We start from the raw sequence: 10,352 nt of genomic DNA on the forward strand, positions 1-10,352 counted from the left end.
CTCAGGGTTTGCCTTGCTCCCGCGCGAAGAAGTCACGACGCCACTGGCTCAACACCTCCTCCTTGTGTTGTTGCCACAGGGCAGGATCCATCTGCTGTTGGCTGACCGCCAGTTGCTGCTCCAGCTCGGCCAGCTCTCGCTGGTAGCGGCTGCGTTGATCGAGCTGCTGCTGGCGCGCCCCGGCAAACGCCAGCGTGGCTTCGGCCTGCTCTGAGGGCAGGAAGTGGCGGGCCAGGGTGGCCAGCTCCTCATCTCCCCAAAGCTGACGAGCTTGCTGCAGGCGGGCATCCGGGTTGAACAGCTCGCCTGCCAGATCCGGATGATCCGCCGCCCACCGATCCTGCAAGCGGCTGAGGGCGTCCAGCCGCTCGGCCAGCGGTAACTGCTCGCTCTCCTGCGCCAACTGATCCAGCGCCAGGGCATAGCGCCCCTGTAGCCGGATCAGGCTCTCACCCTCGCTCAGCCACCCGGCCTCTGTTGCTTCCAGATTGCTCACACGCTGCGCCAGCGGCAACTCGCTGTCGCTGATCTCGCTGGCAAGCTGGTTGATCAGTTCATCCGGCATCGCCTGCCAGCTGCTGGGCACTACTTTGCTTTTGCCATCCATCCCCTCAGCGTTTGACATTCGGGGAGGCGGGCTCCCCGGTTCTGCTGGCAACTGCACATCGGCCGGAGAAGGCGTCGTCGACCGTTCTGGCGATATCGGGGGCTGCTCTTCCTGCCAGCCCAGATTCACCAGCAAAAGGGTCAGGATAGCCAGCGCCAGTATCCCGTAACGGCGAGTCATCGGCTGATCTCTCCCTTGACCGGGAAGTGGTCTGAGAGGTTGCTGGCGGGCCAGAGGCTGCCATCGCTGCTGCGCGGGATCCAGACCGTGTTGAGGTTGTGGCTGGCGCTGCCGTACTCCCGACTCACTACCAGATAGTCCAGATACTCGACGTTGGCGCCACCGGAGAGCGGGCCACCGGCATAGGGGTTGATCCTGGGATCGAAAGTGGCTTCGGTGTAGCCGCCATAGGCGGGTTCATGGGCGTTCAGATTGGCCAGCATGTTGGCGTAGTCATCGGCAAACTTGCGCTTGTTGACGTTGAAGTCGCCGCCGTAGATGACGGTGTCCGTGGTCGGGATCTTGAGGCTGGCTGCCAGAGAGCGGATCTGACCGAACTGGATCTGTCGCAGCTTGCGCGCCTCGTCGGTGTCGAAGCTGGCGGTGTGGGTGGCGAACAGGTGCCACGCCTTGCCCCCCTTGATCACCTCGGCGTACATCACCCCCTTGTCGGCGAAGCAGTCGGTACCGGTGCATTGGGGATAGACCAGCTGGGCCTCCCGCACTATGGGATAGCGGCTGACGATCACCACGCCGCCGTCATGAATGTTGACCCCGGGCTTGTCGAGTACTTTGGTCTGGTAGGGGTACTCTTTCGCCAGCGCCTGCAAAAAGCCCTCGCGGCGGCCATCGAACACCTCTTGCAGCAGCAGGGCGTCATAACCCTTGAGATAATCAGGCAGCAAGGTCAACCGCTCGCCGATGCTGGAGGCGATGACCGGCAGTGCCCAGACGTTGTAGCTGGCCACCTTGAGCCTGTTTTCTGTCGGTTCCGGTTGCTCCTGTTTTTGGGGGGGCGTGATCATATAGTGCAGATCGTCGTAGCGGCCGGTGAACTTGGCGGCAAAGGCCAGCTCTTGTGGCCCTGCAACGCGATGGATCGCCCGATCGTTTTGCCAGCCGGATGCGCCGGTTGGCGTTTCGCCACCGTGCTGCAAGGTGGTGTTCCACCAGGTTCCCTCCATCAGCTGGTTGAGCCGATAGACGTCGCCACCCGCTGTGGTCACACGGGTTTCGAACAGATAGCTCTTGCCCGCCTTGACCCCCTCATAGCGATTGAAGCTGAGCACCATGGCACTCTCCCACGGGCCCAGTTCGGTACGGTGCTGGCTCCACTGACTGCCGGGTTGCAACTGGCCGCTGCCGCTTTGGCGGATGTCGATCTGAAGCGGTTCAGGACTGTTGTTGGTGAGATAGACATCGGTATCGGCCAGTGCCAGTTGCGGGAACTGGCTGACCAGCAGCAGGGCGGCATAACTGAGGGTTTTCTGCATCACAGGATCCTTTTGGTTGCAGGGCAATGGAAAGTGACTGTTATGGCGAATGCAGAGGTCAGTTTGTTTACATTTTGGTTACAAGTAAATGAATTGGTTTTGTTTGGAGCTTTGTGGAGGTGTAAAGCGAGCGAGGCAGCACGCTTAAAGAGAGAGGGAAGAGCGAGGGAAGGCGCCTGTGTCAGGCGCCTTCAGGAGTTAGCGGTGGGCCAGCGGGTAGGTGAAGAGCGCCAGATGGGCGAAGTTGAAGGCGAAGTGGATCAGGATGGCCACGGAGAGTCGCCCACTGAGCTGGAATGCCAGGCCATAGCAGCAGCCTGCCAGGGTCGCAAACAGCGCCAGCAGTGGGCCACCGGGCAGGTGGATGGCTCCGAACAGTAGCGCGGCCACGACGATGCCAATCCAGGGGCGGTAACGTTCGGTCAGCCCCTGCTGGATCGCGCCACGAAACAGCGCCTCTTCCGCCACGCAGGTGAACAGCAGATTGTTGAGTGCAAACAGCCACCACCAGTGGGGCAGACCCACTTCCGGTTTCAGTGCCCCCAACTGCCAGGCGATGACCAGCAGGGCACCCAGTGGCAGCAGCAACAGGGCCAGCGGGCGCCAGCGGATTGCGCCCCCCTTGCCCAGCAGCATCGGGCAGGCCAGCAGCAAGCCAAAGAGCAGCAGCGGCTTGTCTAGGTTCAGATACATGTTGAACGGCACGCTGGCGGGGCCTGCCAGCGCCTGATCCAGCACCTTGAGATTGTTGAAGCCGGGGATGAGGTGCAGGGTCAGCGCAATCGCCCAGAGGATCAGCACCACTCTGGTCACCATCGCCCAGCGGGTGGGGAGGGTTGGCGCACGCCACGCCAGCAGTAATCCTGCGACCGAGACCAGCAGGGCGGGTAGTGTCATTCGCTCAAGCCACAGTGCCAGCAGCAGGGAGAGTCCCAGCAGGGCCAAGGCGGGAAGACGCTGGCGGAAGAGGGCAAGCAGCACGGCCAGCGCCAGCGCGCCCCAGATAAATGAGTCGGGAAGGGGTAACATTGGATCTCCTTGATCGAGGCAGGCGGCAACCTTAACAAGTGGGCGTCAGCAGGACAACCGCGCAGGAGGTGGTCGGATCCCTTCTCTATACTCATCAACAGGGTAAAGGGAGAGCAGCTGATGAAGCACTGTCTGTGGTTGTTGTGTTGTTGGTGTGTCTGGCTGCAGGCCGCACCCTTGCTGCTGGTGACCGGTGAGTTCACCCCCTATACCGGCAAGGCCCTGCCTGACGGCGGCGAGAGCACCCGGCTGGTGACGACCCTGCTGCAAGAGGCCGGGTATCGAGAGATCCGGGTCGACTACCTGCCCTGGCCCCGCGGCTATCAGTTGACCCGCAATGGGTTGGTCGCGGCCACCTTCCCCTACGCCTGGACTGCCGAGCGGGCCAAGCTCTTCCACTACAGCGCTCCCATTCATATAGATCGCCTCTCCTGGTTCACCTATCGGGGGAGCGAGGCCATTCAGGCTGGCCGCTGGCAAGGGCTGCGTGTCTGCATTCCGCTGGGGTGGAGCACCAGCCATGCCGACGGGGTGATCAAGCGTTTCGGGCTGGATCTGCAGCGCCCCAAGACCCTGGCACAGTGTCTGCAACTGCTGGATCGCAAACGGATCGATCTGCTGCCGATGAACGAGACGGTGACCCGGGATGCCAGCCGCCAACTGTTTGGCGACCCCTGCCATCTGCAGGCATTGCCCCACTTTCGCCAGAGCGACACTTTTTATCTGATCATTTCACGGCAGTACCCGGAGGCAGCCAGCCTGCTTGAGCGCTTCAATCATGCCCTGGCTGCCGCCCGTGCCGATGGTCGCTATGACCAACTGGTCTCCCGAGCCGGAAAGGGGATCGATTGCCGTTGAGAGTGCCTAGGCGGAAAACAAAAAGCCGGAGCAGTGGCTCCGGCTTTCTTTATGCCTTCAGGGGCGATTAGCGGCCTGATTCGGCGATCACGCGGGCGATGATATCGGCGCGCTTGCTGGCTTCCAGTTCGCCCAAGGCGATCAGGCCAGCCTTGAAGATGACGTTCTTCGGCAGGCTGACGTCGTCCAGCGTGGCGATCGCTTCAACGTGCATGCCGTTCAGACGGCTGGCATCGCGCGGGCTCAGGTTGACCTGAGTGTTCATCACCTGCTTGCCTTTCTTCTTGGAAGGTGCAGCCGCTTTCTTGGTGGATTCCTGTTCTTCGTCTTCCGGCAGTTCGTCATCAAAATCGTAAATAGACATAGTCAATCCTGTTGAGTTAGGCAAAAGGGCACATTTGCCCGACATTGGGTCAATCAGCCCATATCCTCGTTACGGATAAAGGCGCGCCAGGAGCCGAGCACCTGGGCAAAATCTTCCAGCCCGCACATGGCCAGCTGTTCATCATCGTAGTAGGCGAGATCGTCAAGATCCTCACCCAGCTCGATATTGAGGGCGTTGGCTTTCACCTCCGCCTCTTCATGGGTCAGCAGCAGGGAGTAGTCACCGCCGTTGAGCCGGTACTCGACTCGGGTGCGGTTGGAGAGCTGATCAATGATGGAGAAGAGCTCGTCGAGCTTCTCCTCATCCTTGCCAACCTCGTCGATCAGCCACTGACCGATGGCTTCATGGCCCATGGAGAACCGGGCGCGATAGCCACCAAACGGGTCGCGGCGAAATTCATAATCCATAGCACAGTCCAGATCGGAGGGATGGGCCATCACGGGCAGGCGGGTGCAAGCACGCAATTCCTGCTCCATGGCGGGGCACACATCGGGTAAAGTGGCCTATTCTAGCGATCCCCCTCTCGCTTGTCTTGATGATGTGGCATCTTTGCGCCTATGTGCCCTGAATCGGCCCGTAGTGGCGCAGCCAGATCAGCCCCTTGTCCGGAGATGTTATGCAGCTAAACGATAATCTTGCCCGCCAGATCGTCGCACGGGCGATGAAGATCCTGTCGTTCTCGGTCAACGTGATGGACGAACATGGCCTCATCATTGCGTCCGGCAATCCGGAGCGGATCCATCAGCGCCACGAAGGGGCTGTGCTGGCGCTCACCGAAAACCGGGTGGTGGAGATCAGCGAAGCGACTGCCTTGCAGCTCAAAGGGGTGCGCCCCGGGATCAATTTGCCCATCTCCTATCAGGGGGAGCTGATCGGGGTGATCGGTATCTCCGGTGATCCGGAGGAAGTGCGTGCTTACGCCGAGCTGGTGCGAATGACGGCAGAACTGATCCTGGAGCAGGCGGCGCTCACCGAGCAGTTGCAGTGGGACAAGCGCCACAAGGAGGAGCTGGTGTTGCAGCTCATTCGTGGTGAGGGACGAGTCGATCAATTGCAGCAGGCGGCCCGCTTTCTCGGGCTAGAGTTGGCCCAGCCTCGGGTGGTAGCCGTGCTGGCGCTGGAGGAGGCGGATCCGGCGCGTCTGCGGGAGCTGGTTCATCAGCTGGAAAATCCGGAGCGGGACAATCTGGTCGCCATCAACGGGCTCGACGAGATAGTGGTGCTCAAACCGGCACAATTGAGTGATGGCGTCTGGCAATCGGCGCAGGAGCGCAGCCGGATCAAGCAGTTGCTGGCGCGCATTCCCCACTTCAAGGTGCATATCGCGGTGGGCGATTACTTCGCCGGGATAGACGGGCTGGCACGCTCTTACCAGACGGCGCGCGATACCCTGCGCCGTGGCATGCGGCAGGCGCCGCGCAAACAGGTCTACTTCTTTGAGGACTACCGTTTGCCGGTGCTGCTCGGCAGTCTGGCGGACTCCTGGCAAGCGGATCAGATGCGCACACCGCTGCAGAAACTGGCCCGGGAAGATGGTAAAGGGGCGCTGCAGAAGACCCTGCGCCACTATTTCTTGCAGGATTGTGATCTGCATCGCTGTGCCGAATCCCTGTTCATTCACCCCAATACCCTGCGCTATCGTCTGGGGCGGATAGAGCAGATAACCGGGTTGAATTTCAACAAGTTAGACGACAAATTTTTGCTCTATCTCGGCCTTAATCTCGACTTGTGATTGTGAAGTTGGACAAAAAACCACTTTTACATGACGCAATTTTTGGTTTTTAAGCCAAAGCATTCTGATTGCAGATCTCCATAATGGCGGCCATTCACTCCCATTGAAGGTGTCCGTCATGATCCCGGTTACTGCCCTTGGCGCCATTGCGGCGCTCTCTATCGCCATCTTCCTCATTCTGAAGAAGGTGCCGCCCGCTTACGGCATGATCGTCGGCGCGCTCGCTGGCGGCCTGATTGGCGGTGCCGATCTGACCCAGACCGTCGCTCTGATGATCGGCGGTGCCCAGGGGATCACCACTGCGGTGATGCGGATCCTGGCGGCCGGTGTACTGGCGGGCGTGCTGATCGAATCGGGTGCGGCCACCACTATCGCCGAGACCATCGTCAAGAAGCTGGGTGAAACCCGCGCCCTGCTGGCACTGGCGCTGGCAACCCTGATCCTGACTGCGGTCGGCGTATTCGTGGATGTGGCCGTTATCACGGTCGCCCCCATCGCGCTGGCCATCGCCCGCCGTGCCGACCTCTCCAAGGCGGCCATCCTGCTGGCGATGATCGGCGGCGGCAAGGCGGGCAACGTGATGTCCCCCAACCCCAACGCCATTGCCGCGGCTGATGCTTTCCATCTGCCCCTCACCTCTGTGATGGCGGCCGGCATCATTCCGGGTCTGTTCGGTCTGGTGATGGCCTACTGGCTCGCCAAGCGGCTGAACAACAAGGGCAGCAAGGTTGCTGCTGATGAAGTGGTGAGCTTTACGGGTGCCAAGTTGCCAAGCTTTGCCGCCGCCATCAGTGCACCGCTGGTCGCCATCCTGCTGCTGGCTCTGCGTCCTGTTGCCGGTATCGTGGTGGATCCGCTGATTGCGCTGCCGCTTGGTGGTCTGGTCGGTGCCCTGATGATGGGTAAATTCAGCAAGGTGAACCAGTTTGCGGTCTCCGGCCTCGCCCGCATGGCGCCGGTCGCCATCATGCTGCTGGGTACCGGTACCCTGGCGGGCATCATCGCCAACTCCGGCCTGAAAGATGTGCTGATCAGCGGCCTGACCGCCTCCGGTCTGCCCTCCTACCTGCTGGCCCCCATCTCCGGTGCCCTGATGTCGCTGGCAACCGCCTCGACTACCGCCGGTACTGTAGTGGCTTCCAACGTATTCAGCTCCACCCTGCTTGAACTGGGTGTCAGCGCGCTGGCGGGTGCCGCCATGATCCATGCCGGTGCCACCGTGTTTGACCATATGCCCCACGGCTCCTTCTTCCATGCTACTGGCGGCAGCGTCCACATGGGCGTGGGTGAGCGTCTCAAGCTCATCCCTTACGAAACCGCAGTCGGTCTGACCATTGCAGCTGTCTCTACCCTGATGTTTGGCGTGTTTGGCCTCGCCTAAGGAATTGATATGAAAATTGTTATTGCCCCCGATTCATTCAAGGAGAGTCTGAGCGCCATGGCGGTGGCTGATGCCATCGAGGCCGGTTTCAAACAGGTGTTGCCGAACGCCACCTACGTCAAATTGCCGATGGCCGATGGCGGCGAGGGCACGGTGCAGTCGCTGGTCGATGCCACCGGTGGCCGCATCCTCCCGGTCGAAGTGACCGCACCCCTTGGCAACAAGGTGCAGGGTTTTGTCGGCCTGCTGGGGGATGGCCAGCGTGCCGTCATCGAGATGGCCGCCGCTTCCGGCATCCATCTGGTCGCTCCCGAGCAGCGCAATCCGCTGCTCACCTCCAGCTTCGGCACCGGCGAGCTGATCCTGGCTGCGCTGGAGATGGGGGTGAAGCACCTCATCCTCGGTATCGGCGGCAGCGCCACCAATGACGGCGGTGCCGGCATGATCCAGGCGCTCGGCGGCAAGTTGCTCAAAGCGGATGGTGCGCCTATTGCTCTGGGTGGCGCAGGTCTCAGTGAGCTCGCGACCATCGATCTGAGCAGTCTGGATCCGCGTCTGGATGAGCTGGTTATCGAGGTGGCGTGTGATGTGAACAACCCGCTCTGTGGCCCGAAAGGCGCCTCTGCGGTGTTTGGCCCGCAAAAGGGGGCGACCCCCGAGATGGTGGCACAGCTCGATGCTAACCTCTCCCGTTATGCCGATTGCATTGAGCAGGCCCTTGGCAAGCAGGTGAAGGATATTCCGGGGGCGGGTGCCGCCGGTGGCATGGGTGCCGCGCTGGTCGGTCTGCTTGGTGCCGAGCTCAAGCCCGGCATTCAGATCGTCATCGAAGCCCTGAAACTGGCCGATGAAGTGGCCGATGCGGATCTGGTCATCACCGGCGAAGGGCGCATCGACAGCCAGACCATCCATGGCAAGACGCCAATCGGTGTCGCACGCTGCGCCAAGCAGTTCGGCAAGCCGGTGATCGGTATCTCCGGTTGCCTGACCGACGATTGCGGTGTGGTACATGATCACGGGCTGGATGCGGTGTTCGCCGTGGTCAACCGTGCCATGTCCCTGCCGGAAGCGCTGGAAAGCGCCAGCACCAACATTCAGCTCACTGCGCGCAACATCGCGGCGCTCTATCAGCTCAAGGGCTGATCCGGTTCGGCCGATGCGCGCCATCGGCCACTCAATATCCCCGTTTGGGGCATCTCCCATCTCGCGAGATGTCTGACTGCCCTGGCACTTATTTGCCGATCCATCGTGATCGGCTCTTTTCTTTCTGCTCCTTTGTCTTGCCACACTTTTGCTTCCATGGGTCAGCGCGGTTTTTATAGGCGCAAATCTCCCTTTACGGCATAGTGGTCGTACCAAGTACAAGGAGAGACTCATGTTCCTGCTGACCCTGGGGGTTGCGCTGTTTACCCTGATCCATCTCTACCCCTGTTTTGCGGTGGCCCATCGGGCGCGACTGAGAGAACGGCTGGGTGAGAATCGCTACAAGGGGCTCTTCTCATTGCTGGTGTTTGTCGCCATCGCCTGCATCATCGCCGGTTGGCGCTCGGCCAGCTCGCTGCCGCTCTACTTCCTGCCGGAGTGGGGGCCGATGACCATGACGGTGATGATGCCCTTTGCGCTGATCCTGTTCTTCTCCGGCCAGGGGCCCAACCATCTGCGCCGTTGGCTGGTGCATCCCCAACTGCTCGGTACCCTGCTCTGGGCGGTGGCCCATCTGCTGGTCAACAGCGAGGCCAGATCTCTGGTGCTGTTTGGCGGCATCGGGCTGTGGGCGCTGGTGAGCATGGTCTGGATTTCGGTGCGGGACTGGCAGCGATATCCCCGTCCGGCGGCCAACTGGACGGGCACCGGCATCAGCGTCGGGGCGGGCCTGGCTGCCACCGCGCTGCTGGTGTTCTGGGGCCACGGCTGGCTGACCGGCATTCCATTGCATTGAGAGTGAACTGCGGCTCTGGTAACCGCGTATGATGGACAAAACAAAAGGAGTCTTGGCGATGAAATGGTTCACTCTGTTGCTGTTATTGGGGGCTGGCGCGGCCTCTGCGGCGTGCCCCGATTATTTCAATGTGGAGATGCGGGAGCTAAACAACTCTCAGCGCCACAACCTCTGTCAGCTGACCGAGGGCAAGGTGGTGCTGGTGGTCAATACCGCCTCCTACTGCGGCTACAGCGGCCAGTTCCGCGATCTGGAGCAGCTCTACCAGAGCTACAAGGATAAAGGGCTGATTATTCTGGGTTTCCCCTCCAACGATTTCTGGCAGGAGGCGGGCAACGAGACCAAGACCGCTGAGGTATGCCGCCGCGACTATGGCGTCACCTTCCCGATGTTCAATCGGGTAGCGGTGCGGGGCTCCGATGCAGTGCCGTTGTTCAAGGGACTGGCGGCGGCCGCTGACGGGGATGAGCCGAACTGGAACTTCCACAAGTATCTGGTGGGGCGCGATGGCAAGCTGATCGCCAGCTACGGCGCCAACCAGAATCCGGCTGACGACCCCCTCAAACTGCAGATCACCCGGGCGCTGGGGCTCTGACCCTACCCCTTGGCGGGCGGCTCTGGAATAATGGGCTCCCGCCACTCAATCCGGTTATCTTGTGCTGCAACGTCTTCCTCAAATGGTGATCTTCGATGCGCTGGTGCGCGAGCAGGGGATCTCTGCCGCCGCCCGTCGTCTCGGGGTCTCCAAATCCCATATCAGCAAGCAGCTGGCGCTGCTGGAGACCACCCTTGGCGCCCAGCTGGTCCAGCGCACCACCCGCCGCTTCGTCCTGACCGAGCTGGGTCAGGAGTATGCCCGTCACTGTCATGCGCTGGTGGCGGTGGCGCAGGAGGCGGACTCCATGATCGCCGAGCGGCGCGGCAAGGT

Annotated in this window: 12 protein-coding genes; 7 read left to right on the plus strand and 5 right to left on the minus strand. The window is 61.3% G+C overall.

Annotated elements, in window-relative coordinates; translation table 11 throughout:
• Position 1 precedes the first annotated feature (1 nt).
• From AB5Y92_RS07730 to AB5Y92_RS07740, 3 genes are all read right to left on the minus strand, one after another.
• Positions 2-787 carry a hypothetical protein gene (locus AB5Y92_RS07730; RefSeq protein WP_368226314.1) on the minus strand — a complete coding sequence of 262 codons (786 nt, stop codon included), beginning with the start codon at positions 785-787 and terminating at the stop codon, positions 2-4.
• Complete coding sequence (locus tag AB5Y92_RS07735; RefSeq protein ID WP_368226316.1) at positions 784-2,100, minus strand: sphingomyelin phosphodiesterase; 1,317 nt, start codon at positions 2,098-2,100, stop codon at positions 784-786. Before AB5Y92_RS07735 ends, AB5Y92_RS07730 begins: the two co-directional genes overlap by 4 nt.
• Positions 2,101-2,298: 198 nt before the next feature.
• Entirely contained in the window at positions 2,299-3,129 is an 831-nt protein-coding gene (locus tag AB5Y92_RS07740) for a lysostaphin resistance A-like protein (protein WP_368226318.1), read from the minus strand.
• A 120-nt stretch (positions 3,130-3,249) separates the two neighbouring features.
• On the opposite strand from AB5Y92_RS07740, the gene AB5Y92_RS07745 reads away from it, so the two are divergent.
• Positions 3,250-3,987: an ABC transporter substrate-binding protein gene (locus AB5Y92_RS07745; RefSeq protein ID WP_042053306.1), complete on the plus strand. Its 738-nt coding sequence runs from the start codon at positions 3,250-3,252 to the stop codon at positions 3,985-3,987.
• Positions 3,988-4,054: 67 nt separating this feature from the next.
• Here AB5Y92_RS07745 and AB5Y92_RS07750 read toward each other — a convergent pair whose 3' ends face one another.
• Positions 4,055-4,351 (minus strand): hypothetical protein, encoded by a 297-nt coding sequence (locus tag AB5Y92_RS07750; protein WP_042053307.1) that lies wholly within the window; start codon positions 4,349-4,351, stop codon positions 4,055-4,057.
• 53 nt (positions 4,352-4,404) lie between these two features.
• Entirely contained in the window at positions 4,405-4,779 is a 375-nt protein-coding gene (locus AB5Y92_RS07755) for a YacL family protein (protein WP_031227767.1), read from the minus strand.
• Between the two features lie 209 nt (positions 4,780-4,988).
• Between AB5Y92_RS07755 and AB5Y92_RS07760 the strand changes: the two genes are divergently transcribed.
• From AB5Y92_RS07760 to AB5Y92_RS07785, 6 genes are all read left to right on the plus strand, one after another.
• Entirely contained in the window at positions 4,989-6,104 is a 1,116-nt protein-coding gene (locus tag AB5Y92_RS07760) for a sugar diacid recognition domain-containing protein (RefSeq protein WP_368226321.1), read from the plus strand.
• A 118-nt stretch (positions 6,105-6,222) separates the two neighbouring features.
• Positions 6,223-7,485 carry a GntP family permease gene (locus AB5Y92_RS07765; RefSeq protein ID WP_368226324.1) on the plus strand — a complete coding sequence of 421 codons (1,263 nt, stop codon included), beginning with the start codon at positions 6,223-6,225 and terminating at the stop codon, positions 7,483-7,485.
• A 9-nt stretch (positions 7,486-7,494) separates the two neighbouring features.
• Positions 7,495-8,628 (plus strand): glycerate kinase, encoded by a 1,134-nt coding sequence (locus AB5Y92_RS07770; protein WP_368226326.1) that lies wholly within the window; start codon positions 7,495-7,497, stop codon positions 8,626-8,628.
• 232 nt (positions 8,629-8,860) lie between these two features.
• A complete protein-coding gene (locus AB5Y92_RS07775) occupies positions 8,861-9,424 on the plus strand; it encodes an NnrU family protein (protein ID WP_042084306.1) in 564 nt (187 codons plus the stop codon).
• Positions 9,425-9,482: 58 nt separating this feature from the next.
• Entirely contained in the window at positions 9,483-10,019 is a 537-nt protein-coding gene (locus tag AB5Y92_RS07780) for a glutathione peroxidase (RefSeq protein WP_076495785.1), read from the plus strand.
• A gap of 82 nt (positions 10,020-10,101) precedes the next feature.
• On the plus strand, positions 10,102-10,352 hold a 251-nt coding region (locus tag AB5Y92_RS07785; protein WP_368226329.1), incomplete at its 3' end, for a LysR family transcriptional regulator.

Origin of the sequence: Aeromonas sp. R1-1 (assembly GCF_040908495.1) — a bacterium.
Taxonomy (GTDB): Bacteria; Pseudomonadota; Gammaproteobacteria; order Enterobacterales; family Aeromonadaceae; genus Aeromonas; species Aeromonas veronii.